General features: G+C 60.9%; 22 protein-coding genes. 5 read left to right on the top strand and 17 right to left on the bottom strand.

Annotation, left to right across the window (positions count from 1 at the left end):
• Positions 1-7 precede the first annotated feature (7 nt).
• The 6 genes from DLD99_RS14950 to pmrG form a co-directional block, all read right to left on the bottom strand.
• Positions 8-1,066 (bottom strand): ABC transporter ATP-binding protein, encoded by a 1,059-nt coding sequence (locus tag DLD99_RS14950; RefSeq protein ID WP_114883227.1) that lies wholly within the window; start codon positions 1,064-1,066, stop codon positions 8-10.
• A complete protein-coding gene (locus tag DLD99_RS14945; RefSeq protein ID WP_114883225.1) occupies positions 1,063-2,658 on the bottom strand; it encodes an ABC transporter permease in 1,596 nt (531 codons plus the stop codon). Before DLD99_RS14945 ends, DLD99_RS14950 begins: the two co-directional genes overlap by 4 nt.
• Before the next feature lie 3 nt (positions 2,659-2,661).
• Entirely contained in the window at positions 2,662-3,675 is a 1,014-nt protein-coding gene (locus DLD99_RS14940) for an iron ABC transporter substrate-binding protein (RefSeq protein ID WP_085709962.1), read from the bottom strand.
• Between the two features lie 202 nt (positions 3,676-3,877).
• Positions 3,878-5,407, bottom strand: coding sequence for an ArnT family glycosyltransferase (locus DLD99_RS14935; protein WP_114883223.1), 1,530 nt, complete (start codon positions 5,405-5,407; stop codon positions 3,878-3,880).
• On the bottom strand, positions 5,404-7,116 hold the full coding sequence (gene arnT / locus DLD99_RS14930; protein WP_114883221.1) for a lipid IV(A) 4-amino-4-deoxy-L-arabinosyltransferase: 1,713 nt from the start codon (positions 7,114-7,116) through the stop codon (positions 5,404-5,406). The genes DLD99_RS14935 and arnT overlap by 4 nt, the downstream gene beginning before the upstream one ends.
• Positions 7,117-7,409: 293 nt before the next feature.
• Positions 7,410-8,063: a lipopolysaccharide core heptose(II)-phosphate phosphatase PmrG gene (gene pmrG, locus DLD99_RS14925; protein ID WP_114883219.1), complete on the bottom strand. Its 654-nt coding sequence runs from the start codon at positions 8,061-8,063 to the stop codon at positions 7,410-7,412.
• Between the two features lie 316 nt (positions 8,064-8,379).
• Here pmrG and DLD99_RS14920 point away from each other — a divergent pair, with 316 nt between their 5' ends.
• On the top strand, positions 8,380-9,690 hold the full coding sequence (locus DLD99_RS14920; RefSeq protein WP_114883217.1) for a sensor histidine kinase: 1,311 nt from the start codon (positions 8,380-8,382) through the stop codon (positions 9,688-9,690).
• Here the strand turns inward: DLD99_RS14920 and DLD99_RS14915 are convergent.
• The 5 genes from DLD99_RS14915 to DLD99_RS14895 form a co-directional block, all read right to left on the bottom strand.
• A complete protein-coding gene (locus DLD99_RS14915; RefSeq protein ID WP_114883215.1) occupies positions 9,651-10,199 on the bottom strand; it encodes a PqiC family protein in 549 nt (182 codons plus the stop codon). The two genes, DLD99_RS14920 and DLD99_RS14915, sit on opposite strands and share 40 nt — an antisense overlap.
• Before the next feature lie 16 nt (positions 10,200-10,215).
• Positions 10,216-11,871 carry a PqiB family protein gene (locus DLD99_RS14910; protein WP_114883213.1) on the bottom strand — a complete coding sequence of 552 codons (1,656 nt, stop codon included), beginning with the start codon at positions 11,869-11,871 and terminating at the stop codon, positions 10,216-10,218.
• Between the two features lie 96 nt (positions 11,872-11,967).
• Entirely contained in the window at positions 11,968-13,269 is a 1,302-nt protein-coding gene (locus tag DLD99_RS14905; protein ID WP_114883211.1) for an NAD(P)/FAD-dependent oxidoreductase, read from the bottom strand.
• Positions 13,266-14,354, bottom strand: coding sequence for a polyamine ABC transporter substrate-binding protein (locus DLD99_RS14900; protein ID WP_114883209.1), 1,089 nt, complete (start codon positions 14,352-14,354; stop codon positions 13,266-13,268). Before DLD99_RS14900 ends, DLD99_RS14905 begins: the two co-directional genes overlap by 4 nt.
• 154 nt (positions 14,355-14,508) lie before the next feature.
• Positions 14,509-15,867 (bottom strand): glutamine synthetase family protein, encoded by a 1,359-nt coding sequence (locus tag DLD99_RS14895; protein ID WP_114883207.1) that lies wholly within the window; start codon positions 15,865-15,867, stop codon positions 14,509-14,511.
• A 162-nt stretch (positions 15,868-16,029) separates the two neighbouring features.
• Between DLD99_RS14895 and DLD99_RS14890 the strand changes: the two genes are divergently transcribed.
• On the top strand, positions 16,030-16,935 hold the full coding sequence (locus DLD99_RS14890; protein ID WP_114883205.1) for a helix-turn-helix domain-containing protein: 906 nt from the start codon (positions 16,030-16,032) through the stop codon (positions 16,933-16,935).
• A gap of 82 nt (positions 16,936-17,017) precedes the next feature.
• A complete protein-coding gene (locus tag DLD99_RS14885; protein WP_114883203.1) occupies positions 17,018-18,202 on the top strand; it encodes a DUF2252 family protein in 1,185 nt (394 codons plus the stop codon).
• A gap of 7 nt (positions 18,203-18,209) precedes the next feature.
• On the opposite strand, the gene DLD99_RS14880 is transcribed toward DLD99_RS14885, so the two are convergent.
• Complete coding sequence (locus tag DLD99_RS14880) at positions 18,210-18,956, bottom strand: anti-sigma factor family protein (RefSeq protein ID WP_114883201.1); 747 nt, start codon at positions 18,954-18,956, stop codon at positions 18,210-18,212.
• Complete coding sequence (locus tag DLD99_RS14875) at positions 18,949-19,461, bottom strand: sigma-70 family RNA polymerase sigma factor (protein ID WP_114883199.1); 513 nt, start codon at positions 19,459-19,461, stop codon at positions 18,949-18,951. Before DLD99_RS14875 ends, DLD99_RS14880 begins: the two co-directional genes overlap by 8 nt.
• Before the next feature lie 154 nt (positions 19,462-19,615).
• Between DLD99_RS14875 and DLD99_RS14870 the strand changes: the two genes are divergently transcribed.
• Together DLD99_RS14870 and DLD99_RS14865 are read left to right on the top strand one after the other, a co-directional pair.
• On the top strand, positions 19,616-20,587 hold the full coding sequence (locus DLD99_RS14870; RefSeq protein ID WP_114883197.1) for a metallophosphoesterase family protein: 972 nt from the start codon (positions 19,616-19,618) through the stop codon (positions 20,585-20,587).
• A 15-nt stretch (positions 20,588-20,602) separates the two neighbouring features.
• Positions 20,603-20,911: a plastocyanin/azurin family copper-binding protein gene (locus tag DLD99_RS14865; RefSeq protein WP_114883195.1), complete on the top strand. Its 309-nt coding sequence runs from the start codon at positions 20,603-20,605 to the stop codon at positions 20,909-20,911.
• A 44-nt stretch (positions 20,912-20,955) separates the two neighbouring features.
• Here the strand turns inward: DLD99_RS14865 and DLD99_RS14860 are convergent, their stop codons facing one another.
• Genes DLD99_RS14860 through DLD99_RS14845 form a run of 4 tightly spaced genes read right to left on the bottom strand, consistent with a single transcriptional unit; the run spans position 20,956 to position 26,089 of the window.
• Positions 20,956-22,005 carry a hypothetical protein gene (locus DLD99_RS14860; protein ID WP_114883192.1) on the bottom strand — a complete coding sequence of 350 codons (1,050 nt, stop codon included), beginning with the start codon at positions 22,003-22,005 and terminating at the stop codon, positions 20,956-20,958.
• Between the two features lie 30 nt (positions 22,006-22,035).
• Entirely contained in the window at positions 22,036-23,853 is a 1,818-nt protein-coding gene (locus tag DLD99_RS14855) for a hypothetical protein (RefSeq protein WP_114883190.1), read from the bottom strand.
• A gap of 3 nt (positions 23,854-23,856) precedes the next feature.
• On the bottom strand, positions 23,857-25,149 hold the full coding sequence (locus DLD99_RS14850) for a hypothetical protein (RefSeq protein ID WP_114883189.1): 1,293 nt from the start codon (positions 25,147-25,149) through the stop codon (positions 23,857-23,859).
• Between the two features lie 19 nt (positions 25,150-25,168).
• Positions 25,169-26,089 carry a hypothetical protein gene (locus tag DLD99_RS14845; protein WP_114883187.1) on the bottom strand — a complete coding sequence of 307 codons (921 nt, stop codon included), beginning with the start codon at positions 26,087-26,089 and terminating at the stop codon, positions 25,169-25,171.
• Positions 26,090-26,118: the final 29 nt, after the last annotated feature.

The following is a 26,118-nucleotide window of genomic DNA, read 5'->3' as shown; positions in this document are numbered from 1 at the left end:
TCGAGTGTTACGACGCGTCGAAGACGTGGGCCGCCCCTAGAATCGACAGTTGTACCGCGCTGCCGGCCGGCGGCGCGTGCATTCCGGTGCTGCGGACCAGCAGCGAACGGCCGGATTCTTCGTTGGCCGCCGCACGTAGCTCGACCGTCAGGGTGCAGGTGTTGCCGCCGAAATCGCGTTCGGTGACGACGGCGTTGCAGCCCTCAGAATCGGCGGGCAGGTCGGACAGCTGAAGCTGTTCCGGGCGCAGCATGATCTGTGCGGGACCGGAGAAACCGTTGCTGTTCACCGCGATTCGCCCAAGATCGCAATGCGCCCAACCGGCCTCGATTTGCGCCGGCATGACCACCGCTTCGCCGAGAAACCGTGCGGTCTGTTCATCGTCCGGGTAGCGGTAGAGGTCCATCGGATGCCCCGATTGCACCAGTCGCCCGTCACGCATGACCGCCAACTGATCGGCAAACGACAAGGCTTCGCCCTGGTCGTGGGTGACCAGAATCGTCGTCACGCCGCTCTCTTCGAGCAGACGGGCGACCATTTTGCGCATGGCGCCGCGCAGGCCGGTGTCGAGGGCGGAAAAGGGTTCATCCAGCAGCATCAGTCGCGGTTGCTGGGCCAGTGCCCGGGCGAGCGACACCCGTTGCTGCTGGCCGCCGGACAATTCATGGGGCCAGCGGCTGGCCATGTTGGCGTTCAGGGCCACGCTGTCCATCAACGCCTGGATGCGTTCGGTTCTGGTGCTGCCGGTTTCACTCAGTCCGAAACCGATGTTGTCGGCCACGGTCATGTGCGGAAACAGCGCGCCATCCTGCGGCACATAGCCAATCTGGCGCTGGTAGGCGGGCACGGCGTGGGTGCTGTCGACCAGCGTCTGGCCGTTGAGCATCAGGCTGCCGGCATCGGGGAACTCGAACCCGGCGATCATCCGCAGCAGCGTGGTCTTGCCGGAGCCTGACGGGCCGACGATCACGGTGCGACTGCCGGTCGGGACGGACAGGTTGATGTTGTCCAGCGCGGTTTGCGCGCCGAAGGATTTACTGAGATTGATGATGTCGAGAGCGTTCATCGGCCGGCACTGCGCCTGGATTGGTGATAGAGGATGGCCGTGAGCGGCAGCGAAAGCACCACCATCAGCAGCGCGTAAGGCGCTGCGGCGGCGTAGTCGATTTCGCTGGTCATGGCCCAGAAACCGGTGGCCAGGGTGCGCGTGCCGTTGGGCGCGAGCAACAGGGTTGCGGTCAATTCATTGGTGATCGCGAGGAACACCAGCGCTGCACCCGCCGCCGCACCGGGTGCGGCCAGGCGCAGGGTGATCAGCCACAAGGCGCGCAGCGGCGAGCGGCCGAGGCTTTGCGCAATGTTTTCCAGCTCCACTGGCGCCTGGGCGAAACCGGCACGCAGACTGACCAGCGCCCGCGGCAGGAACATCAGCAGGTACGCCAGCAGCACGGTGATGGTGGTCTGGTAGATCGGCCGGGCGAAATGGATCGTCACGGTGACCAGCGCCAGCGCCACAACAATCCCCGGCAGGGAACTGGTGATGTAGTTGCAGCCTTCCAGCACGCGTTGCAGTTTGCCGGGTGCGCGGATCGACAGCCAGGCAATCGGGATCGCTGCAAGGCTGGTCAACACCGCACCGGCGACGCCGAACGACAGGGTCTGGAGCAAGGCCGGCAACAATTCTTCGCCTTGCCAGACTTCAGCGCCGCCAGCGATCAGCCATCTGCCGAGTGTGAGCATCGGAACGCCGAGGGCCAGCAGGCAAGTCAGGGTTTGCAGGCACAGGCCCAGGGCTGCGATGCCGGGTTTGAGACGCACGGTCCGCTGCTCCCGGGCGCTGCCAGAACCGACCCGGGCATAACGTGCATGGCCACGTGCGGCGGATTCCACGGTCAGCATCGCCAGGCAACACAACGCAAGAACGCTGGCGAGCATGTTGGCGGCCGGGCCGTTAAAGGTGGATTTGAACTGATCGAAAATGGCCGTGGTGAAGGTGTCGAAGCGGATCATCGCGTACAGGCCATATTCGGCCAGCAAGTGCAGGCCGACCAACAGCGCACCACCACAGATCGCCAGGCGCAATTGCGGCAGTACCACCCGGAAGAACACGGCCCATGGTTTCAGGCCGAGGGATTCGGCCACGTCTTCAATCGCCGGGTCGAGACGACGCAACGTCGCCGCAATCGGCAAATAAAGGAACGGAAAGTAAGCGATCACAGACACCAGCACGCCGGCCGGCAGCCCATTGATCGACGGAACCAGACTGACCCACGCATAGCTGTGCACGAACGCCGGCACCGCCAGCGGCGCAACCGCCAGCACTGACCACAATCGCCGACCAGGCAGATCGGTGCGTTCGGTCAGCCAGGCCAGAGTAATGCCCAGCACAATGCAGATCGGCAGGGTGATCAACACCAGCAGCACGGTGTTGATCAGCAATTCGGCCACCCGAGGGCGGAAGATCAAGGCTTCGATGGTCGCCCAGCCGGTGTACCACGACACGCCGACCACAAAACCGATCGGCAGTAACGACAGCAATGAAACACCGATCGCCAATACGACCACCCAGGGACTCCCGCGCCCGTTGAGGGCGCGGGACCTGCGTGAAAGGTTGGCGGAGGGCGCCGCAGCGATCCCCGCCGGCAGAGTTTCAGGCATCAATTAAAGCAGTCCCGCCTGAGTCATCAGTTCGACGGCTTTCTTGCTGTCGAGCTTCGATGCGTCGACTTTTGGTGCGTCCAGATCCTTCAACGGCACCAGTTTCGGGTTGGAAGCCGAGTCCTTGCCCACGGCGTATTCGAAGGAGTTACCGGTGCGCAGTACCTCCTGACCTTGCTTGCCAGTGATGTACTGGAGGAATTTCTGTGCTTCTTCCTGGTGTTTGCTGGACTTCAGCACGCCACCACCGGAGATGCTCACGAACGCGCCCGGATCCTGATGCTTGAAGTAGTGCAGGGCGGTGTTCTTGCTGTTTTCGCCGGTCTTGGACTGATCGACGAAAGCGTAATAGTGATAGATCACGCCGCTGTCCACCTGGCCGGCGTTCACCGCTTTGAGCACGGAGCTGTTGCCACGGTAGGCGGTGAAGTTGGCTTTCATGCCCTTGAGCCATTCCAGGGTGGCGGCTTCGCCTTTTTGTTCCAGCACGGCGGCGACGATGGCCTGGAAGTCGGCGCCGGCAGGGGATGCAGCCCAGCGACCTTTCCACGCCGGGGTCGCCAGATCCATCAGGGATTTCGGCAGGTCTTTTTCCGGCAGCTTGGCCGGGTTGTAGACAAAGACTGTCGAGCGAGCGGCGATGCCGACCCACTGGCCATGGGCCGGACGATAGGCCGAACCCACTTGTTCAAGGGTGGCCGGTGCCACCGGGGCGAACAGCTTGGCATTGTCCACCAGCACCATGGCCGGGGAGTTTTCCGTCAGGAACACGTCCGCCGGAGAGGCTGCGCCTTCCTGCACTAGTTGGTTGCCCATTTCCGTGTCGTCGCCATTGCGAATCGTGACCGGGATCCCGGTTTCCTCGGTGAAGCCGGCGACCCAGGCCTTGGTCAGGGTTTCATGCTGGGCGTTGTAGACCACGATGCCGACGGAATCGGCGGCAAACACCTGACCGGCTGCGAGCAGCGCGGTTGCCAGAGTAGCGTGCTTGAGAAAGGACGGAAGGGATGGACTCATGACGTAGCAGCTCCTGTTTTTTAGACGTTATGGGCAAGCATTCGCCGGAAAACTTCAATGCGAATGATTTGCATATGTTGGCTGGCTGGCAATGTAGAGAGGCAAATGAGAAAAAAACGTCAAACAAACCGTTAATACATGTCATTGCCATTCAGGTTAGCAGTCACTGGGCGGGGACGCCGGGCGAACCCGGCGTTGTCTTTCAGGAGCCTTGGGGCAGGTAGGCGACGCTTTGATCCTCGCGGCCATGGAACACTTGTTCGCCGCGGGTCGGGGTGGTCGTGATGACTTGATGGTCTTGACCGAGCCTGGAGAGCGGCACGGGTTCGCCGGTGCGGTACTGGGCGACGAAGATCGTACGCTTCGGATCCCAGTGCTTGCCGCTGGTGCGTTCCAGCCATTCGAACATCGCGGCAGCATCGCCATCGCGAGGGAAGTCGCGGGTTTCCGGCACGTAGTAGAACGGCTCGCCGCCGGTCTGCAGGTACATCGGGACCTTGTTGTCCACCTCGACCATGACGAAGTGCCATTGGCTCAACGGCGCACGCTGGCTGGCTTGCAGGCGCACGGTCTCGCCGAAACGGATCGCGCCGCCTCCGCTGTTGGTCCAGGGGTAGAGCACGCCGAGAATCCCCAGCAGCAACACCGTGGTCACGGCAAAACCGATCTTCAGGCCGCGCCCGCCAAACGGACTTTCGGCGTTGCGCGCAGCCATGCGTCGGGTGATCCACCAGGCCCCGAGCAGTTGCGCGAACGGCACCAGTGGCAACACGTAGTAACTGCGCCGGCTGCCGCTGGCGGTGAAGAACAGCATCAACAACCCGAGGCCCTGAATCAGCCAGCGGGTATCCGGTTCGATGTGTTTCCAGTTCTTCGCCGCGACCCACAGGGCAATGATCCAGCACGGTGCCCAAGGCAAGGTGTAGATCGGCAGGTACAGCAAATAGGTGTAGATCGGGCCGATGTTGTCGAACGGCTGGAAAAACCGCACGACGTTTTCCCTCAATACCAGCCCCAGGCCGCTTTCCCCGTAGTTCGGCGCGCCGTAGAGGTGGGACAGCAGGAACGGCGTCATGTAGAACGCCCCGGCAATCACCAGCGCCCCGAGCAGGCGCAGATTCAGATGACGTTTCCAGCGGCCCTCACTCAGCAGGTGCGGCAGCAATACCAGCCCCGGCAGGATGAAACCGATCAGGCCTTTGAACAACGACGTCAGGGACAGCAGCACGCAGAACACCAGATAGCGTGAGAACCGCGTGTCGTCCGGCCCGCGCCAGTACCACCAGACCGCCGCCAGCACACCGCAGACCGTCAGGATGTCAGCGGTGGCGACCCGCGCCCAGAACACGAAATAGAAGGTGGTCGCCAGCATCCAGCCGGCGATCAGCCCCGTGCCTTTGCGAAACAGCTGCTCGCCCAGCAGATACACCAGCCAGACGCTGAGCCACGCGGACACCACCGAAGACAGGCGCAGCGACCAGTGATCCAGACTGCCGGTCAGCCAGGCGGTCGCGGTGATCAGCCAGTACGACAAAAGCGGCTTGTCGTAATAGGGATCACCCTTGAGGTACGGGTCGAAGTAATCGCCGCTTTGCATCATCTGCAACGCGATGTTGGCCCAGCGGGTTTCCGCGCCCCACAGTTCGCGGCTGCCCAGCCCGAGCAGCAACATCAGGGCGCTGGCGGCCAGCAGGAGCAGCAGGGCGCCCCGGTCGTTATTGCGCAAGGTCATGGCTGGCGCTGCGGAAAGATGAAGATCTGCAGATTGCCGCGACGATAATGCTTGCCGTCTACCGGCAGCAATCCGACTTCCTGCTCTTCCTGCGTGCTGTTGACGCGCAAGACCACACCGACCGCGCCTTTTTTCCGCGCTTCGGTCATCCACTGGCCGACGCCGTCCATCGTGACTTTACGTGCTTCCATGGCCGGGTCTTCGAGGCCGTACTTCAGTTCACCGATGGTGTTGAACAGATCCACCTGCGGACGTTTCAGACGCCATGCCAGCGCCGAAGCCGCACCCAGGTCGTTGCTCAGCAGCGACGCGGTTTCACTCAGTTCCTGTTGGTGTTCGGCAATGAACTGGTCGGGCATCTTGCTATTGACGATCTGCCCCGGCATGGCCGCCGGCAACAACGCCACCAGCAAGCCGATACCCAGCGCCGGCATGGCCCACAGCGTCAGCGGACGCAGCACTTGCAAGGCATTGGCGATGATCCAGCCCACCAGCACGATATAGGCCAGCGACAGGCTGAACATCTCGGTGTTTTCGTAGATTTCCTTGGTTGCCTGCAGATAAAGCAGTGCCACCAGCGCCGCACTGGCGATGACGGTGTTGATCACACCGTTCAGGCGCAGGACGCGGCCACTGTTCTGATCCAGCCAGTTGACCACGGTCTGCCCCATCAACAGAGCGATCGGCAGCAGGCACGGCATGATGTAGGTCGGCAGCTTGCCGCTGCTCAGGCTGAAAAAGGCCAGTGGCAGCAGGAACCACAACGCAAGGTAGGCGGTTTTCGGGTCACGCTTTTCGCGCCAGGTGCGCAGGAGCGTCGAAGGCAGCAGAACAGCCCACGGCAGGGTCGAGGCAAACAGCAGCGGCAGGTAGAACCACCATGGACGGGCGTGCTGCGCGGCATCGCCGGCGGCAAAACGACGGATGTGTTCGTGCCAGAAGAAGAAACGCCAGAAATCAGGTTCCCGGTAATGAACAGCCAATACCCACGGCAGGCTGATCAGCACGCAAACCACCACGGCGACCAGTCCGTAGCGCACCAGTTCGCCGAAGCGGCGTTGCCAGATCATGTAGGGCAGGGCGATCAGCACCGGCAGCAATAAAGCCAGGAATCCTTTGGTCATCAGGCCCATGCCGCAGGCGACACCGAGCAGCGCCCAGCCACCCAGGCGGGCGCGAGGGGTCTGGCTGTCGATGGCAAACCACACGGCGACCATGCTCAGGTTGACCCACAAGGTGAATTGCGGATCGAGGTTGGCGTAACCGGCCTGGCCGGCAATCAGCCCGAAGCTCATATAAAGAAGGGCACTGGCAACGCTGATGCGCGGGTTGTTCCACAGCCGGCGGGCCATCAGGTAGGTCAGCCAGACGCTGACGCCGGTACTCAGGGCCGAAGCGATACGTACGCCGAACAGGTTTTCACCGAAGATCGCCTGGCCGATCGCGATCATCCAGTAACCGGCAATCGGTTTTTCGAAATAGCGGATGCCCATGAAATGCGGCGCGACCCAGTTGCCGCTGAGCAGCATTTCCTGGCTGATCTGGCCGTAGCGGGTTTCATCGGGGATCCACAGGCCGTGGGTCATCAGCGGCAACAGATAAAACACCACGAAAGCCAGAATCAGGCCGGGAATGGCCCAACGCTCGAAAGTCGTGGTGGGGGAGAAATGACGGGCAGCGTGTCGCAGCGGGTTGTTTTCAGACGTCATGACAAAGCCTTGGTGCCAAACGAAGTTCTTGTGTCGATGGCCTGCCCGGCGCGTTCCTGAGCGGGCGGGTCATCGCGTTGAATGAATGCAGGTGTGCGATCGGGGGACGGGCGTTTCCTGTATCCAGAGAACTGCCGAACCTCCAGGCCGGAGTTCTCGCACTATAGCCAAGCTTAAAAAAAACCGTTGTCCAGTAAATTGGGGGCAGATACATCTTTCATTACAAATTAATGAAGTCCGTTCCTGACTAGTTGAAAAAAGTGCAACCTTGTCGGTCCGCCCCAACTAAAGCATTAATGACTATTGAGTTGAGACCAGGCATCGGCATTCATGATGCCCAACACTTTAAGTTGGCCTTTGTCATCGATGCGAGCAAACAGGGTACTGCCGTATTCGGCGGCGACTGCGTGAGGAAAACCGGTCTGTTTTTCGAAGTCACTGATGCATCCGCTGTGGGTGACCAGCACCAGATTGCGCTTGGCAACCTTGTGCGCCACCACGTCGTTGCGCAGAGAAGAACCGCAGGACTCGAGCCAGATCTGGGTCGTGGCGTCCTGACCGAACATGGCGCGCGCGGTCTGCACGGTACGGGTCAACGGGCTGGTGAACACCTGCGCCTGCTGCATGCCCAGACCCACGAAGCCTTTGCCTACAAGCGCTGCAGAGTCGTTGCCGGCCTGGGTGATGCCGTCGGCCGGGCCCAGGCAGAGGTTGTCGGAGCGGTCGCAACGTTCGGCATGACGTACCAGCGCCACCACTTCGCCAGCCTGCCAGGCCTGGGTCCAGTCAGCCCGGGCGGCCTTGCCGGCGTTGCCCAGATCAACGGGCGAACGGGTCACCCAGACGAAGCCGCTCACCAGTCCGATGGCGACTACTACACCGATGCCGGTCAACAGTTTTCCAAGTCGAAGCGTGCGGCGTTGTTTATATGTCGCTGTTAATTGCATCTGTCGCTCCACGGCATGCCCCTTGACGTCGCAGGCGAGATTGGCCGGCGATTTAACCAATTTTTATAGTTGTGAACTTGAATAATGGCTGAACATTACGTTTGTGCACGTCGGGGGGCGGTGAAGAACATGTGAAAATTTCGCGAGAGTCGATAAAACCCAACTAATCCGGTGTTTGATAACCAGACTCAAATACCCTTTTTTTACCGGCCAGTCTTAACAAATGTTTATGTTTGCGGTGAAGCTGCGCAGGTTCGGTCAATGTCGCTGTTGTTGACCGTGAAGTCTGAATTCAGCAGTGGAGTCATCGACCCGAATGGATCTCAAGCAAAGCCTGACGAAACGGATCGTCATCGTGTTCGCTTTGATGAGCGCTCTCGTCGCCGGGGTGTTTGCGCTGGGCATTGTCGCCGCCGTGCATGTCGTCGAGCATCGGCTTGCCACCAGCACCTTGAGCGGCGGTCTGCATCGCTTGCTGGCCATGGAGGACATCAATCGCTGGAGCCATCAACCGGAAAAGAGCGAGTTGTTTTTCTTCGAAGGCGGCCCCGGCGCGATGGCTCTCATTCCCTCATTGGCGTCACTGGCACCCGGTTTTCAGGAAATCAGCTTCGATGGCGATGACTTCTTCGCCATGGTCGAGGTGGTCGGTGGACGCAAATATGTGTTGTTGCGCGATCAGGAAAGCCTCGAGCAGCGCGAGCGATTGTTGTTCATCGTGGTCACGGTCGGTTTTGTCCTGAGTGTTCTGCTGGCGCTCGTGCTGGGGCGATTGCTGGCACGCCGGGTGATGGCGCCGGTGATTCGTCTGGCGCGTCAGGTGCGCCATCGCGATCAGTTGCTGGTGCTGGCGCCTCCGCTGCACCCGGACTATGCGGCGGATGAAGTGGGTGAACTGGCGCTGTCGTTCGATCAGACCCTGGGTCGCCTGCGCGAAACCCTGAGCCGCGAAAAACTGTTCACCAGCGATGTCAGCCATGAACTGCGCACGCCATTGATGGTGCTTTGCGGCTCTTGCGAGTTGTTGCTCGCCAATCCGTCGCTCGATGCCCGCTCAACAGCGCAGGTCAATCGTATCGCCAGGGCCAGCCACGAGATGCGCCAACTGGTGGATACCTTCTTGATGCTGGCTCGCGCCGAGGACGATACCGGCAGCGATATTTGCGTCACGCTCAAGGACGTCGCGGATGCCCAGAGCGAGATCTGGGGCCGGCTGATTCGTGAAAAGGGCCTGGAGTTTTTCTACGAGGTGGAGCAGCCGTGCATGGAACGCTTCAACCTGACGTTCCTGCAGTCGGTCATGGGCAACCTGTTGCGCAATGCATGGCACTACACCGATCACGGGTTCGTCCGGTTGACCCTGACGGGCAACGGTTTTGTGGTGGAAGACAGCGGCATCGGCATCCCGGAGGAACAGCGTCAGGCAGTGTTTCAGCCGTTCGTGCGCGGCGATGAGGGCCGTGGCGAGGGCCTTGGCCTGGGGTTGTCGCTGGTGCAGCGGATCTGCAAGCGTCAGCACTGGCGGGTGCAATTGAGCAGCGGCCAGTCCAGCGGCAGCCGCTTCAGCGTGGAATTGAAGCCGGCGGCTCAGGACGGCGGGCAGCTGCGCGCATTGCCGGCGGCCTGACGGATCAGCGCGGCGAGGCGTTTGACGTTGTTCTGCTGAGCGTTCACCAGATCGTCGATGCTCGATCCGGATGGCGTCTGCAGAATCGAGCGGCAGGTGAGCAGGCCGCTATCGCCCGCATCGGCCGGACGCAGGCGCCATTTCACGTCCATCAGCCCGTATTGCCCGGGAATCGAATCGAAACGCTGCACATCGATGCGCACCGAGGTTTTGCGCGGGACTCCAGCGTTGCTCAACTGATCCACCAGCGCACTGCGCAGCTCGTCACTGAGGCTCGCGCCCCACCATTGGGTTTCCAGAATCGCCAGGCCGCTGTTGCCCTCGCGGATGACGATTTGCGGGCGGTCGACCTGGGGCGGCACGCTGATGCTTTCAATCGCGATGTCCTGTCCGGATCGGCCAGGCATCGGCTGTGCCGGGGTCAAGGTGTGGAAGCTGATCGGGTCGCTGCGACACGCACCCAGCAGCAGGCACGCGACGAGCACGGTGAACTTCAGCGGTAAAGCCATGGCAAAGCTCCTGTGCTCAATTGCGCGGCGGTCCCTTGAGATCCAGTGGCGCAGCGTTGTCGGGGCGACCGCGAATCAGCGATTCCGGATGGCGTCCGAGGTAATCCGACAGTTCACGCAACGAACGCGACATACGCCCGAGTTCGTCGAGGGTCTGGGTGAGTTTTTCGCGTTGCGGCGAATCTTCGGCCAGCGTCGAGTTGGCCGATTGCAGGGTCTTGCTCACGTCTGCCAGGGTGTTCTGCACACTGGGCAGAGTCTTGGTGTTGAACTGGCTCAGGCTTTTGCGCAGTTCGACGAGGTTGCCGTCGAGATTGCCGGCGATGCGTTCCACCGGCAGTTTGTTGAGCTTGTCGACCATCGCCTCGAGTTTTTCCTGCAACTGTTCGAGGCTGCCGGGAATGGTCGGAATGACGATCGGACGCGCCGTCGGGTCAAACGCGACTTTTTCGGCTTTCGGGAAAAAATCCAGGGCGATGTACAGCTGACCGGTCAGCAGGTTGCCGCTGCGGGCCTGGGCGCGCAGACCGTTGTCGACGAAGGTGCCGATCAGGCGCACGGCGGCGGCTTCGTCTTCCGGGTTGTGGTTGAGCACCTTGAGCATCTTTTCGTGGGCCCGTCCGAGGCGTTGTGGGTAGATCACGATGCCGACGTTGACCGGGAAGCTGCGCTTCTTCTCGTCGTAGTCGAGGTTGATGCTGACCACGCGGCCGATTTCCATGCCGAGGAATTCGACCGGCGCATCGACCTTGAGACCGCGCATGGCCTGATCGAAACGCAGGCTCAGGTACTGCGGTTTGCCGGCGGGCGGGGCGAGGGCGGTCTGCTGGTCTTCGAACAGGTCGAAGGATTTTTCATCCGCTGCCGCCACATCATTGGGGCTGTAATCCGGCGCGCGGAAGGCAATGCCACCGACCAGCAGGGTCGAGAGCGATTCGGTCTTCACCGCAAAACCATTGGCGCCGACGTTCACGTCTATGCCGCTGGCGTTCCAGAACCGGGTGTTCTCGGTAACGAAGGCATCGTTCGGTGCGTGAATGAACACTTCGATATTCACCCCTTTGCCATCGGGATCGAGTGCGTAAGCCACGACCTGGCCGACCGGAATCTTGCGGTAATAGACCGGGGAGCCGATGTCCAGCGAGCCCAGATCCGAGGAATGCAGGTTGAAGCGTCTGCCCGGTTCGCCATAGGTGATCGGCGGCGGGTTTTCCAGGCCATTGAAGTTTTTGGCGCGTGAATCTGACTGGCCGATGTCGGCACCGATGTAGTCGCCGGACAGCAGGGTGTCGATGCCCGACACGCCACCGGCGCCGATACGTGGGCGTACCACCCAGAATTTGGAGTCTTCGCGGGTAAAGGTTTCGGCCTGCTTGGCCAGTTTGATCGTGGCGTTGACGCTCTTCTGGTCGTCGGCCAGTTCGACGTCCGAGACCTGGCCGACCACCACGTTGCGGTATTTGACTTCGGTCTTGTTGGCGGTCAGACCGCTGCCGGTCTTGAAGGTGACGACGATGGTCGGGCCTTCCTGCATCAGGTTGTGCACCACCAGCGAAATACCCACCAGCACCGCGACGATCGGCACGATCCACACCAGCGAAATGCTGAAGCGCCGGGTCTTGACCGGTGCCTGGCCGGGTGCCTGCGGTTTGTCGGTGGCTGACGACTCCATCCATGACCTCCAGAGTGTGTTGGGCACTGAGCGTCAGGAACGCAAAAGCACTTCATCAATATAGAAGTGCTTTGCGATAGAGCAAATCGGCGAGCCTCAGCCCAGCATTTCCCGCAGGCGATACCAGAACATGCCCAGTGCCAGCAGCGGCGAGCGCAACGCCGGGCCGCCGGGGAAGGTCATGTGCGGGACGCCGCTGAACACGTCCATGCCCTGGCTGTGGCCGGCATGAATCGCTTCGCCCAACAGTTTAGCGCACCAGTGGGTGACGTTCAGGCCATGGCCGGAGTAACCCTGGGCGTAGAACACGTTCGGGTGCTGCTTGAGCCGCCCGACCTGCGGGAAGCGGTTGGCGGTGATGCCGATCTTGCCGCCCCACTGAAACTCGATGCCCACGTCCGCCAGTTGCGGGAACACCTTGAGCATCTTCGGTCGCATGTAGGCGGCGATGTCTGCCGGATCCCGCCCGGAATAATGGCAGGCACCGCCGAACAGCAGGCGCCGGTCCGCCGAGAGCCGGTAATAGTCGAGGCCGACTTTCTGGTCGCAGAGCGCGAGATTCTGCGGGATCAGTTCGGCGGCGCGTTCCCTGGACAAGGGCTCGGTGGCGATGATGTAGCTGCCGGCGGGCAGGACTTTACCGCTGAGCTGTTGCTCGAGTTCGTCCAGATGCGCGTTGCAACCGAGCACCAGACTGCCGGCGCGCACCGTGCCTGAGGCGCAGCGCACTTTTACCGTCGCACCGTGGATGATTTCCAGCACCGGGCTCTGCTCGAAGATCCGCACCCCGAGCGACGCTGCCAGCCGCGCTTCGCCCTGAACCAGATCGAGCGGGTGCAGATGGCCCGAGCCCATGTCGATCAGGCCTCCTTTATAGGCATCCGAATTGACGACTTGCCGACGCATGTCTTCAGGGCTGACCAGTCGCGTTTCATGGGCATAGCCCGAGGCTGCGAGACTGTCCTGTTCGGCCTTGAACGCCTCGAACTGCGCCGGGGTGTTGGCCAGTTCGCAGAAGCCCCAGCGCAGGTCGCACTCGATGGCGTTGTCTTCGATGCGCCGGCGCACCAGCTCCACCGAGTCGACGCCGGCCTGTTGCAGGTAGCGCACGCCCTCCGTGCCGACATGACGGGCAAAACTCTCGACTTCATGGCCGATACCGCGAATCAACTGGCCGCCGTTGCGCCCGCTGGCGCCCCAACCGATGCGCCGGCCTTCGAGCAGCACCACCGAGAGGCCGCGCTGGGACAGCTCGATGGCGGTGTTGACGCCGGTGAAGCCGCCGCCGATCACGCAGACATCGGCGATCAGATCGGCTTCAAGTGCAGGGTATTGCGTGCGCGCCCGGGCCGATGCAGCGTAGTAGGAGCGGGCGTGTTCCTGGGTGTACTGATTCATTTGTTCGACTTCACTTTGCTCCAGGAGCGGGTCATCAGACGCATGATCGACTGGGGCGGGGTGGTGGAAATGTAGAGTTTGTCGAGCACTTCCTGAGGCGGATACACTTCTGGATTGCTGACCAGTGCCACGTCCATGTATTGCTTGGCCGGCGGGTTCGGGTTGGCGTAGCCGACCGAGGCGCTGACCTTGGCGATCACTTGCGGGTCGAGCAGGTAATTGATGAAGGCGTGGGCCTCTTTGGTGTTGCCGGCATCGGCGGGGATCGCCAGCAGGTCGAACCACAGGTTGGCGCCTTCCTTGGGAATCGCGTAGGCGATGTTCACGCCGTTCTTCGCTTCCTTGGCGCGGTTGGCCGCCTGGAATACGTCACCGGAATAACCGAAGGCCACGCAGATATCGCCGTTGGCCAGGTCCGACACGTATTTCGACGAGTGGAAATAGGTGATGTACGGGCGGATGCTCAGCAGTTTGGCTTCGGCTTTCTTGAAGTCTTCCGGGTTTTCGCTACGCGGGTCCATGCCCATGTAGTTGAGGACGGCCGGGAACACCTCGTCCGCCGAGTCCATCATCGACACGCCGCACTGGGTGAGCTTTTTCAGGTTCTCCGGTTCGAACAGCACGGCCCAGGAATCGATGTGGTCGACACCCAGCACCTGCTTGACCTTGTCGACGTTATAGCCGATGCCGTTGGTGCCCCACAGGTACGGCACCGAGTGTTCGTTGCCCGGATCGTTCTTCTCGAGCAGGGCCAGCAGTTTCGGGTCGAGGTTCTTCCAGTTCGGCAGTTGCGAGTGGTCCAGTTTAAGGAACGCACCGGCCTTCACCTGACGGGCGAGAAAGTGGTTGGAAGGCACGACTACGTCGTAACCGGTGCGACCGGCGAGGAGTTTGCCTTCCAGGGTTTCGTTGGAGTCGAAAACGTCGTAGATCACCTTGATACCGCTGCCGGCCTGAAAGTCGGCGAGGGTGGTCGGCCCGATGTAATCGGTCCAGTTGTAGATGCTGACCTGGGGTTCGGCCTGGGCACCTGCACTGCAGGCCAGGGCCAGGGCGGCGGGGATCAGGGATTTCAACAGACGCATATCGACACCTCTTCGAATTATTGGATTTCAGGTGATGGGTTGCTCCCCTTGTGGGAGCGAGCTTGCTCGCGAAAGCGGTGTGTCAGTCGCCGTCTTCGTTAACTGAACTGGCCCATTCGCGAGCGAGCTCGCTCCCACAGGGGTAGTGAAGGTCTCAGACGCTCAGCAACAGGAACTCACGCTCCCAGGAGCTGATCACGCGCTTGAAGTTTTCATGCTCGGCACGCTTCACCGCCACATAGCCACGCACGAACTTGCTGCCCAGGTACTCGGCGACGGTGTCGCACTCTTCCATCTGGGTCAGGGCTTCTTCGATGGTGATCGGCAGGCGCAGGTTGCGGCGCTCATAAGCGCGGCCTTCGACGGCAGCGCTTGGCTCGATGCCCTCGACCATGCCGATGTAGCCACACAGCAGGCTCGCGGCGATCGCCAGATACGGGTTGGCGTCGGCACCGGGCAGACGGTTTTCCACGCGCATCGCCTCAGGCCCGGAGGTCGGGACCCGCAGACCGACGGTGCGGTTTTCTTCGCCCCATTCGACGTTGACCGGCGCCGAAGTGTCCGGCAGGAAGCGGCGGAACGAGTTCACGTTCGGCGCAAACATCGGCAGCACCTTCGGGATCAGCTTTTGCAGACCACCGATGTGATGACGGAACAGGTCGCTCATGCTGCCGTCGGCATTGGCGAAAATCGGCTTGCCGGTGGTGATTTCCACCACACTCTGGTGCAGGTGCATGGCGCTGCCGGGCTCGTCGCCAATCGGCTTGGCCATGAAGGTTGCGGTGACGTTGTGCTTGAGTGCAGCTTCACGCAGGGTGCGCTTGAACACAGTGATCTGGTCGGCCAGATCCAGCGCGTCGCCGTGGCGGAAGTTGATTTCCATCTGCGCCGGGCCGTCTTCGTGGATCAGCGTGTCGAGGTCCAGGCCTTGCAATTCGCACCAGTCGTAGACGTCTTCGAACAGCGGATCGAATTCGTTGGCCGCATCAATGGAAAACGACTGACGACCGCTTTCGGCACGACCGGAACGGCCAAGCGGTGCCTTTAACGGCAAGTCCGGATCTTCGCAGCGCTGGGTCAGGTAAAACTCCATTTCCGGCGCGACAATCGGCTTCCAGCCCTTGTCGGTGTACAACTGCAGGACTTTCTTCAGCACGTTGCGCGGCGATAGCTCGATCGGGTTGCCGAACTTGTCGAAGGTGTCGTGGATCACGATGGCCGTCGGTTCGATGGCCCATGGCACCACATACACCGCGTCGCTCACCGGCTTGCAGACCATGTCGATGTCGGCCGGGTCGAGCAGGTCGTAGTAGATGTCGTCGTCGACAAAATCCCCGGTTACCGTTTGCAGCAGCACACTTTCCGGCAGGCGCATGCCTCGTTCATGCAGGAACTTGTTGGTCGGTGCAATTTTGCCGCGGGCGATGCCGGTCAGGTCGCTGACCACGCATTCCACTTCGGTAATCTTGTGATCTTTCAGCCATGTGAACAGCTGATCGAAAGGGGCATTCATAAAGACCTCGTCATTGGTTTTATTGACGCGGGGGAATTGCGATTTCATCTTTCGCAGGCTTCCCCTGTGGCGCGTTGACGACTATCTTGGGCGGGCCTTGCCGTTCCATCTATCCACTTTCAGCAGCACCAAAGCGCACCAAAAGAGTGCGCAAGGTCTCCCATGACAACGTGTAATCCGCTACAGGTTCAAGCTTTCAACACCGCCGATGTCGCCGAGCAGATCCGTGCGACACCGGGCTGGGTCCAGCATTACCAGCAGATGTCGCCGGGGCATTTCGCCGGGCGAATCCGTTATCTGGACCTGGAAGGTGTGGAGGTCTACGAAGAACAGATGAACACCCGGGTGGAGCAGAATTTCAGTGCACCCTCGGGGTCTCTGGCGTTCTGTTTCGATCGCAGTGACAACGCGCTCTATCTGTTGAACGAAGAGAGCCGGAACATCTGGATCACCCCGGAGAACTATCAGGAAATCGCCGTGGTGTTCGGTCCGGAATTCGTCCGCCGCAACGGTCTGGACGTGGCCCGGCTGGAAGGCCTGTTCATGGCGCCGCTCAACGGCGCGCAGAATGCGCTGTTCAGCCGCTGGTTAAGCTCGACGCTCACAAAGTTGTCGCAAACCCTTGATCAGCCAAGCAAAGAGGCGCTGACTCAGCAGTTACTGGAGGACTGTCTGTTCATCCTCGATAACGCCCGGGTGTGTCTGGACAGTGGTGGTTTGCAGCGTCGCGCCGAAGAACGGCAAACCATGAAGCGCGTGGGTGAATGGGCGGCGGATTCGCCGGAAGAAACCCTCAATCTGCTGGAGCTGGCCCAAGTGGCCGGGGTGTCGTTGCGACAATTGCAGCAGACGTTCAAGGCTTACACGGGGATGTCACCGACTCAGTGGCTGCGTTTGCGTCGGCTCAACAGTGCCCGCCGGGAACTGCTCAAGGGGGCCGCCTCGGGCACTACGGTGGCCGAAGTGGCGATGAACTGGTCGTTCTGGCATCTGGGGCGGTTTTCCAATAGCTATCGGGCGCTGTTCAATGAGTTACCGAGTGAAACCTTGAAGCGAACAAGTCGCTGAAGAGACAGTTATTGCTCTGAAACAAATTGAAACATTCGCGCATGCGAAGGGTCGATGGAATACACCCACTCAAGTATTTTCCATGAAGACCCCTCGACCCTCCCAGCGTCTGGAAACACTCAGCGAACTCAGAAATCTCAAGATGGCCAGGTCTGCCCATGCGTATGTCCGGGGCAGTACCGTTCAGTTCTACGAATGGCTGCACAGTCAGCCCGGCAGGCGTTTGCCACGGGGGCCGGCGGTGTGGATCTGTGGTGATTGCCATGCAGGGAATCTGGGGCCGACGGGGGATTCGAAGGGCCGGATCGATATTCACATTCGTGACCTCGATCAGACGGTCATCGGCAACCCGGCGCATGACCTCGTGCGGCTCGCGTTATCCCTGGCGACGGCTGCCAGAGGCTCGGATCTGCCAGGTGTGACCACCGCAAGAATGCTCGAAGGCATGATGCGCGGCTACGAAAGCGCTTTCGAAGGCAACGTCGATGAAGACCCGACGCGTCCGCCTCAGGTCAAGGCCAGCATGCGCAGCGCCGTGCAGCGCACCTGGAAACACCTGGCCTATGAGCGTATCGAAAACACCAAGCCATCCATTCCCCTTGGGAAGCATTTCTGGTCACTTTCGCGAGCGGAACGCGCCGCGCTGAAAGCGCTGTGCGCGACCGATGATGTCCATACGCTGGTGACCTCGCTCAAAGGCAGATCGAAGGACGACAAGGTCCAATTGCTCGACTCCGCCTACTGGGTCAAAGGTTGCAGTTCGTTGGGGTTGAAACGCTATGCGCTGTTGCTGGGTGTGGGTGCCGGAGACGATCAGGAGTTTTGCCTGCTCGATCTCAAGCAAGCCGTCGCGGCTGCGGCGCCACGTGTGCCGAAAGCCTCCATGCCGCGTGACAATGGCCGGCGGGTGGTGGAAGGGGCCCGACATCTCTCACCCGGTCTGGGCAATCGAATGATTGCAACACGCGTCCTGGACGAGGGTTTTTTCCTGCGCGAACTGCTGCCTCAAGACATGAAGCTGGAATTGAATCAGTTGAGCCAGTCTGAAGCGTTGCTCGCCGCCGCTTATCTGGCCAACGTCGTCGGCCTTGCTCATGCGCGGCAAATGGACCTTGCGACGCGAGCGGCCTGGATCCGCGACCTGAAAAGTTGCCACACCAGGACGCTGGATGCACCGTCGTGGCTTTGGTCCAGTGTCGTGCAATTGGTGGGGCAGCATGAACGCGGTTATCTGGAACATTGTCGTCTGTACGCGCTGCACCATTGAGGGACTCTCAAACACCATCCCTGAGCAACTTGCCGAACGTTTCCAGCTCGCCTTTTTCAACGTCGGAAACCAGTACGAAACGCATATGGCCAGCCTGCCATGAAACCACGTTGAAACCGCGAATCGTCTGGCTTTGCGAAGGCTTGTCGGCGTCCGGTGTCGGCAGGATAAACACATTGATGATGTGTTTGGCCCGGCCGTAACTCAGGGCGGCGGTGGTCTGGTGTTGCAGGTAATCCAGCCGGCCGCCGAGCAACGGAAAGCCCTGTGCCGAGTAATCAACCACCGGTGGCGAGAAGTCGAGTTTGCCGGTGAACCAGGGTTTTACGGTGTGGCGGTCGGACGACACCACATCGTTCAGGTGAGCGCCCATCAACGAGCGCACATGGCTGGAGACGGCTTCGTCCATCAACGGTTGTTCGCTGCCGGGCGTTGCCACGTAGAGCACCAGAGCCAGCGCCAGTGCCGTTGCGGAAAACGCCGGGGCGAACCATTTTCGCCAGCGTTCCAACGGGCTCGGCGATGCGGGAGCGACAGCGGCCAACACGCTGGCGACCAGTGATTCCGGTGCCGAGTAATACGGCGCATGGCGTTTTACGCTGATCTTCAGCACCTTCGCCTCCGCATACAGATGCTTGCACGCGGTGCACAGGGCCAGATGCGCAGTCACGTTTGCAGCCATCGCCGGATCAAGTTCCTGATCCAGATAGCCATGCAGTTGCGTCTGGCAAGCCGTACAGTCGAGTTCATTCATTGTCGTGCCACTTCAGTAATTCGAGCTTGAGCATCGCACGGGCCCGGGCCAGCCTCGACATGACGGTGCCGATAGGAATATCGACCACCAGGGCGATGTCCTTGTAGGGCAAGTCTTCGAGGTCCTTGAGCACAATGACCTCGCGAAACGCCGGCGGCAAGGCGCTCAGGGCTTGCTGGAGCAATGCTGCGTTTTCCGTGTGAATGGTCAACAGTTCCGGACTCTGGCCGTGACTCAGTGCGCCGTCGATATCACCGGTTTCGTCATCGATGGTGACCCAGTGGCGCCCGGCCGAGGCTTTGAGCCAGGTGTAGCTTTCGTTGCGCACGATGGTCAGGAACCAGGCCTTGGCGTTGCCGTCGGCGAATCGCTGCAAAAACCGGAAGGCGCGCAAGGCGCTTTCCTGCACGACATCCCGTGCAGCGGCGTCGTTGCCCGTGATCCAGCGCGCGAGGTTGTAAGCCGCGTCCAGGTGCGGCGCAATCAGTTCCTCGAATCGATTCATAGTGGCTTCCGCACCGTCACACCCCTATAACCGTGATGCGTCGTGTTTTATTCCCTGAAAAGAATTTGTTTTGCGGCGTGGAATAAACGCCCGGACCGCAAAGTTCTCTCTGGTGTCAGCTACATCACTGTAGTCCGCCAGCGAGGACCTACCGATGGACAATCAAACAAAACATCCACTGCGTACCGACGGCTTTCTGAGCAACCCGGACCGGCGAACGCTACTCAAATGCTCGGCGTGGGCCGGAGCCGGGGTCCTCTGGGCCCTGAGCGGCGGCATTCCCAGAGCCTTTGCGATGGATGAGGCGGGCAACGTCAGCGATCCCAAGGCGTTGGCCAGCACCTTTCACTTCGTGCAGATCAGCGACTCGCACATCGGCTTCAACAAGGAAGCCAATCCGGAGCCGGTGAAAACCCTGCAAGTGGCGATCGACAAGGTCATCGCACTGCCGAAACGGCCGTCGCTGATCCTGCACACCGGCGACATCACCCACCTGTCCAAGGCCGAGGAATTCGACACGGCGGCGCAAGTGCTCAAAGGCCTGCCTTCCACGGTGCATTACATCCCCGGTGAACACGACACCCTCGACGAGGGCGGCGGCAAGCTCTATCTGGGGCGTTACGGCAAGGGCACCAAAGGCAATGGCTGGTACAGCTTCGATGACCACGGCGTGCATTTCATTGCGCTGGTCAATGTCTTCAACTTCCAGGCCGGCCATGAAGCCAACCTCGGCGCCGATCAACTGGCGTGGTTGGCCGATGATCTGCGCGCGGTATCGACCAGCACGCCCATCGTGGTGTTCACCCACATTCCGTTGTGGACGATCTATCAGCCCTGGGGCTGGGGCACCGAGGACGGCGATCAGGCGATTGCGATGCTGCGCAAGTACGGCTCGGTGACGGTGCTGAACGGGCATATCCATCAGGTGATCCAGAAAGTCGAAGGCAACATCACCTTTCACACCGCCCGTGGCACGGCCTATCCGCAACCGGCACCGGGCGCGGCGCCGTCGCCGGGTCCGATGACCGTGGCGGCCGATCAGTTGCGCAATTATCTGGGGATCACCGAGGTGCGGGCGACACAAGGCGATCATCCATTGGCGCTGATTGATTCGACACTGGTCTAGGGGGAGGGCAGCCCGATGAAAACGCGATTTTTGGCGGTGATGTGTTTGATGTTATCGATGCCGGCGTGGGCGCAGGAGGTGAAGGTCGACATCAAGGAATTCATGTTCGGCCCCAAGGACCTGACCGTGACCGTCGGCACCAAGGTGACGTGGGTCAATGACGACCAGATCCCGCACACGGTGGCCGAAACCCACAAGGTGTTCCGCTCGGGGGCGCTGGACACCAATGACAGTTTTTCCTGGGTGTTCAATACACCGGGCGAGTTCGAGTATTTCTGCGTGCTGCATCCGCAGATGATCGGCAAGATCGTGGTGACTCAGTAAACAGAGGGCGCGGCTTCAATGAGGCCGCGCCCTTTTTTCTGTTTTCAGAGTTGCACCCGACGCAGCCTGCCGCTCAATGCAACCACCGTGTTATCCGGCGTGGGCAACGGTCGTCCCGTCAACCCCATGCCTTCGCTCACCAGCACCGCGTCCTGCACCAGACACAGGTTGGACGGAGTATCCAGGTCACGGGCGAGCACGGTCACTTCGCCGGTTTGCAGGTTGCAGCTCAACAGTCGTCCGCTGAATCGAGTGAAACCGCCATGCAGTGTTTCGCCATTCCAGTCAGGCGGCAGCGGTTGTTGCAGACGGCTGCAAAGCTCCAGCACCAACACATTTCCTTGCGGACACAGTGCCAGCCCGGTGGGCAGTTGCAGGCCGCGAATCAGCACTTCGATCCGGCCGGTGTCGGGCCAGACCCGAATTACCTGGCCGGCCTGATCATCAAAGTCGATGCCTTTGCGGGCCGGGTCGCCTTGCAACTCCCCGGAGAACAGGCTGATCAGCACCGCGTCTGTCGTCGGTTCGTACACCAGCGTGACGGGGACGGCTTCCTGTCCCATGTCCAGATCCGGCAATTCGACCAATACCTGTTCATCCTCGCCGCTGCTGAACTCCACCAGTTGGTTGGTATCGGGTTTGACCGCCAGCCAGCTGCGGCGGGTCGGGTGATAACACAGCGCATTCAGATTGCCCCGGCTGTGAAACACCGCCTCCGGCGGGGTGTATTGCAGGTCCAGCAGCTTCGAGCCCGCGACGTAGTCGGTCTGGCTGACCAGACAGCGCCCGTCACCGCAGGCGATGTCCGACAGGCCCATGATTTCATCGCGCAGCATGCGGGCCTGCATGTTCATCGAGCGAAAGCCCTGAGTCAGAGTTTCCCGGGCAAGCCAGGCGCCGGGGTGCAGTGGGTCGGGGCGTAATCGGCTGATGCGGCCGCTGAATGTCTGGTCCGGCAGGCCCGAACCAGCCTCGACCAGCAGCAGGCTGCCATCGCTCTGCAGGCAGGCGCCACGCGGGTTCAGCAGGCCTTCGGCGATGATGGTGCTCGGGCATAGCATCTCGCGGGGGCGCGCAGGAATATGAACAGTCATAGGTTTTTCTCCATGGGCTGAGGGGCGCGATTACTGCGGTGGTTGCCACGGCTCGCCCGTGAGATAGGCCCGCAGCAACGCCCGCTGACAGGGCGACATCGACCTCACCACAGGCATGAACAGCGTGGTGCCTTTGTAGGCATCCGAGGTCCGCGCGAGGATCGGGTTCTTCGCGCCCATGATCGCGTCCGGCTGGTTCAGCGGGATGTAGCGAGACATGGCCGGGAAGGCCAGATAGTGAAAACGCAGGACGTTCGGGTACATCTGTTCCCAGGTGATGGTGGTGCCTCTGGGAATGCCGAAGTCGGTCTCGGCGTATTTGCGGAAGTTGGTGAAATACGTGCCGCTGTCCTGGCCGTTGACGGTGTAGGTCAGGGCGACGAAACCGGCAAGGGGCGCCGCTGCGGGTTTTACGTTGACGGAGAAGGTGACGGACAACTGACCGGGGCTCACGGTCAGGGCAGGAGGGAAATAAAGGAAGTCGCAGTAGCGCTGTTGCGTGTAATACGGCCCCGAGGGCGCGGCAGTGAGATCGATTTCGGTTGTGCTGGGCACCGCAGCCCCCAGATACCGGACCTGCAGCGTAATCGACAGGCCCTGCGGGTAGTCCTCGGTATAGACACTGCGCTGATCGGCGTAGATCCGATAGACAGACTCCGTGGCCTGCAACGTAGTCCCGGCGACCGAGCCGGGGGCACTGATGGCCAGCGGCGAGGATCTGACAGCCGACTGTTGGGCTGTATTGAGCGGCAGATCGACAATGCCGCCATACACGTAATAGTCGAGCAGGGGACTGCTGGTCGGATCCAGTGTGCCCAGGGTGGTCTCGCCGGCTGCCACGGTGACAGTGCCGTAATTGCCGTTAGGTCCGATAGGGCTGGTGATGTCATCCCGAACGGCCCTGAACGTCTGTTTCGGAATGATATTGACCATGTCGACGCTCAGCATGGCCGGGTTGCTCAGATCGGCGTAGCCGGTGCCGCCCGTGCCCTGATTGACGATCTGACGGCCCGCCTGACAGTCCAGCGGCTCATTGGCGAACGCCGGCGCCAATGTACCGATGACCCGGCCGATGCTCGGGTTCGGGGTGTCTCTGCCGGCGGCATAATCGGCTTGCAACTGGGGCGTGGTCATCGTCGGGCACATTTCGAACATCACGAAGCGCAGGACGATGCCGGTGGCGCCCGGGGCTTGGATGATTGATCGCAAACCGGCGCTGTTCTGGTTCCAGCTGACAATACTGCTCAGCGGGAAGGTCAGCTGGAAGGTGCCACTGATACGGCAGGAACCGGGTGCATCCAGCTCCTTCGGCGTTGGCTGCAGCACCCGCTTGCCGAGATCCAGGCTGCTGCAGACTGCATTATCGTGAATCAGCAACTGGATGTTGCTGCTGCCACCGATTTGCAGGCCACCGACAAATATCTGGGTGGTGGTGGTTGAGGTAGGGTCGAGGTCCACCATCATCGGGCCTGAAACCGGCTTCTGTCCGGTCACCGGGTCCACGGAACCCAGCAGATAGACCGGCTGGCCCACCATATCCCCGGTGGTACTGACGCTGCCCGGGCTGCCCTGAGAACTGATCAGCGCATTCTGCATGTCGACGACATGTTGCCCGTAATGATTCCAGCCACCGGCGGTGTAGTAGTCGCCCGTAGGCGCATTGATCATGCTGTTCAACTGATCGTCGGTATAAGACCGGGCCCCCGACGCCAGGGTCGAAGTGGTCAGGTCAAAGATCGGCCAGTTGTCATCGCCGTCATAAGGAATGGTCGGTGAATTGTTCGGCAGGCTGACATCCGTGCGGATGCCTCCCCAGAAATTCAGTCGCGGGCCGTTGAGGATGCTCATGATTTATTTCCCGTCCTTGATGGTTTTGCCGAGCGGCGAATTGGCGAATTTGAACAGGTAGGAGTAATCCGACTTGTAGGGACTCTTGACCGGCGTCGCCATGGAATGGCAGTTCATGCAACTGCTGTTGGGCTGGATGTAGCTTTCCATGGTCACGTTGGCCGAGAGTGCAGGTGTCGGCTGGCCCAGCGGGTTGCCTGGGTTGTCAGGCATCAGCGGGCGCTGGGTGGTGATGAGCTGGTAGTACTTCAACACGCTGTTTTGCAGCCCCGGATCGGCCTGGTAACTGGCGTTGATCTGGTTGGTGATGTCGGCGATCGGCGTGACCCGGTTCAGCGGGTTCGGGGTCTGGAACGTGGTGCCGGGTTTGGGCACGCAGACTTGATGCGGGCCCTGGGTCTGCCAGTCGCATGGCGATTGGTTGAGGGACGCGGCGGGCGCGGCGGCGTTGAAGTAGGAATAGGCCGTGCCCGCGACCGGCTGATCGACCCATTGGCCGTTCACCAGTGCCTTGGGCGGAACGTTGTCGACCTGTTCGAACGTCGACCAGATCCACTGCGGATAACCGTTGGCCTTGGTGATGATGTGCAGGCCGACCAGCCCCAGAAACGCTTCGGTGACACCGTTCTTCCGGCCTTGCTCATCGAAGGTCGCCACCCGGGCAAGCAGGGTCAGGTAACGGCTGGCGTTGTCATGGGGAGTGAGGATGCGCCAGCTCGACTTGATCTCGATGACGCCCCACGGAAACGTGATGTTGTTGGCTTTGGAGACGACATCGGCGTTATAGAAGTTGTTGTTGACGATGTAGTTGTACGAAGTCTCGTTGGCCGAAATATCGTAATAGGTCGGATTCTTCGCCTGATCGATCAACCAGCCGCCGACCGCCTGATCGACGGCGTTGACCTGAGCGCTGTTTTTCAAAGAGGCGATGTTGATGATGTTGAAGCTCTTGGCAATTTGCGGGGAATTCCACGGCCCGGGGTTGGCAGCGTTTGGCAGAAAGATTTCCCCCACCGTCTTGTAGGTCTGCCAGACGGTGTAGCCCGCCGCACCGGGCTGTTTGGTGCAGTCGGGATTGCCGCGCTGCCCGCTCTTTGCCGGCCAGCTCAGGGCAATGAACATCTGCCAGCTGTATTGATCGAACTGATCCTGACCGGCCGTGGCGGCCGGTGCGGTGCTCGGCGGCTGGCAGTTCAACTGGCTGGCCTGCATCGATGGCATGGCTTGTTCCCTGGCCAGCACCGGCAGGCTGGCCAGACCCAGCAACATCACGGAAAAACAGAATGTGGTTTTCATGGCGATCCTTCGTCGTTGATCACGGTTTACGCTGCATGAGCTTGTTCCACTGCGCCTTCTGGCCATTGCTCTGCGAAGCCGGCGGTTCGAACAACTGGCAGGGTGGCGGATTCGACGGGCACATGGCGGCGACCTGCGCCCAGGTCTGTTTCGGGTCCGGTTTGGCGATGCGGAAGTCGGTGTAGTTCTGGCTCACGATCGGTGCGTTGGCGACGCTGGTATCGCCGGAAAAGAAGAACGACTGCGGCGGCCGGTAGGGCGGTTGCCCCGACATCTTTTTGTAGAAGGCGTAGCCGAACAGGATCGGTCCTTGTGGCGAATCCAGATCCAGGGCGTAGGCCTGCACGCTGCCATCGAGGTTTTTGCTGCGCTCGGCGCTGTAGGGCAGGTGTTCGATGAAGTCCTGCCGTGGCGGATGATTCATCGGCGAAAACATGCAGCAGGCCGGCATGTCTTTCGGGCGGTCCTGCGGATAGGTCAGGAAGTACGCCTTGTTGCCCAGCGACACGAACGAGCAGGTGTAGTTATTGTTCTTGATCGGGAAGATCGGCAGGCAGTATTTCTCGTAGTGCTCCATCATCGCGCCGAAGCCGTCGCCGTCCGGCGGGATATAGGTGGTGTCGTAATAGCTGGTCCCTCGGGAGACGGTGTAGTCCGCAGGCTTCAGGGTCGTTGGCGGGTTGCTGTAGGGCGGCGGGTTGTTTTCGTAGTTGTGCATCACCCGGTACATGGTCCAGTTGCTGATCCAGAACGCCGGGAAGAACGGGTCGGAAGGCTCACCTGGATTGCGTTTAGCGATGCAGTTGCCGTTCTGTTCATTGCACCCCAGCGTATTGTGTACGCCATTGGTGAAGTAGACGGCGCCGCTGTCCTGGGCGAATGCAGACGGGCAGAACAGCAGGATCAACAGCAACAGACGATTCAAGAGGCTGACGTTCATGGGTCACTCCCTGGCAAGGCGCACTGCGG

The sequence above is a fragment of the Pseudomonas kribbensis genome (genome assembly GCF_003352185.1).
In the GTDB taxonomy this organism is placed as follows: Bacteria; Pseudomonadota; Gammaproteobacteria; order Pseudomonadales; family Pseudomonadaceae; genus Aquipseudomonas; species Aquipseudomonas kribbensis.
This window is presented reverse-complemented; position numbering and strand designations above follow the sequence as displayed.

What these genes read in the sequence shown, in the direction of transcription:
- DLD99_RS14950 (WP_114883227.1), bottom strand. Translation starts at nt 1,066, where the DNA reads ATGAACGCTCTCGACATCATCAATCTCAGTAAATCCTTCGGCGCGCAA.
- DLD99_RS14945 (WP_114883225.1), bottom strand. Translation starts at nt 2,658, where the DNA reads ATGCCTGAAACTCTGCCGGCGGGGATCGCTGCGGCGCCCTCCGCCAAC.
- DLD99_RS14940 (WP_085709962.1), bottom strand. Translation starts at nt 3,675, where the DNA reads ATGAGTCCATCCCTTCCGTCCTTTCTCAAGCACGCTACTCTGGCAACC.
- DLD99_RS14935 (WP_114883223.1), bottom strand. Translation starts at nt 5,407, where the DNA reads ATGACCTTGCGCAATAACGACCGGGGCGCCCTGCTGCTCCTGCTGGCC.
- arnT (WP_114883221.1), bottom strand. Translation starts at nt 7,116, where the DNA reads ATGACGTCTGAAAACAACCCGCTGCGACACGCTGCCCGTCATTTCTCC.
- pmrG (WP_114883219.1), bottom strand. Translation starts at nt 8,063, where the DNA reads ATGCAATTAACAGCGACATATAAACAACGCCGCACGCTTCGACTTGGA.
- DLD99_RS14920 (WP_114883217.1), top strand. Translation starts at nt 8,380, where the DNA reads ATGGATCTCAAGCAAAGCCTGACGAAACGGATCGTCATCGTGTTCGCT.
- DLD99_RS14915 (WP_114883215.1), bottom strand. Translation starts at nt 10,199, where the DNA reads ATGGCTTTACCGCTGAAGTTCACCGTGCTCGTCGCGTGCCTGCTGCTG.
- DLD99_RS14910 (WP_114883213.1), bottom strand. Translation starts at nt 11,871, where the DNA reads ATGGAGTCGTCAGCCACCGACAAACCGCAGGCACCCGGCCAGGCACCG.
- DLD99_RS14905 (WP_114883211.1), bottom strand. Translation starts at nt 13,269, where the DNA reads ATGAATCAGTACACCCAGGAACACGCCCGCTCCTACTACGCTGCATCG.
- DLD99_RS14900 (WP_114883209.1), bottom strand. Translation starts at nt 14,354, where the DNA reads ATGCGTCTGTTGAAATCCCTGATCCCCGCCGCCCTGGCCCTGGCCTGC.
- DLD99_RS14895 (WP_114883207.1), bottom strand. Translation starts at nt 15,867, where the DNA reads ATGAATGCCCCTTTCGATCAGCTGTTCACATGGCTGAAAGATCACAAG.
- DLD99_RS14890 (WP_114883205.1), top strand. Translation starts at nt 16,030, where the DNA reads ATGACAACGTGTAATCCGCTACAGGTTCAAGCTTTCAACACCGCCGAT.
- DLD99_RS14885 (WP_114883203.1), top strand. Translation starts at nt 17,018, where the DNA reads ATGAAGACCCCTCGACCCTCCCAGCGTCTGGAAACACTCAGCGAACTC.
- DLD99_RS14880 (WP_114883201.1), bottom strand. Translation starts at nt 18,956, where the DNA reads ATGAATGAACTCGACTGTACGGCTTGCCAGACGCAACTGCATGGCTAT.
- DLD99_RS14875 (WP_114883199.1), bottom strand. Translation starts at nt 19,461, where the DNA reads ATGAATCGATTCGAGGAACTGATTGCGCCGCACCTGGACGCGGCTTAC.
- DLD99_RS14870 (WP_114883197.1), top strand. Translation starts at nt 19,616, where the DNA reads ATGGACAATCAAACAAAACATCCACTGCGTACCGACGGCTTTCTGAGC.
- DLD99_RS14865 (WP_114883195.1), top strand. Translation starts at nt 20,603, where the DNA reads ATGAAAACGCGATTTTTGGCGGTGATGTGTTTGATGTTATCGATGCCG.
- DLD99_RS14860 (WP_114883192.1), bottom strand. Translation starts at nt 22,005, where the DNA reads ATGACTGTTCATATTCCTGCGCGCCCCCGCGAGATGCTATGCCCGAGC.
- DLD99_RS14855 (WP_114883190.1), bottom strand. Translation starts at nt 23,853, where the DNA reads ATGAGCATCCTCAACGGCCCGCGACTGAATTTCTGGGGAGGCATCCGC.
- DLD99_RS14850 (WP_114883189.1), bottom strand. Translation starts at nt 25,149, where the DNA reads ATGAAAACCACATTCTGTTTTTCCGTGATGTTGCTGGGTCTGGCCAGC.
- DLD99_RS14845 (WP_114883187.1), bottom strand. Translation starts at nt 26,089, where the DNA reads ATGAACGTCAGCCTCTTGAATCGTCTGTTGCTGTTGATCCTGCTGTTC.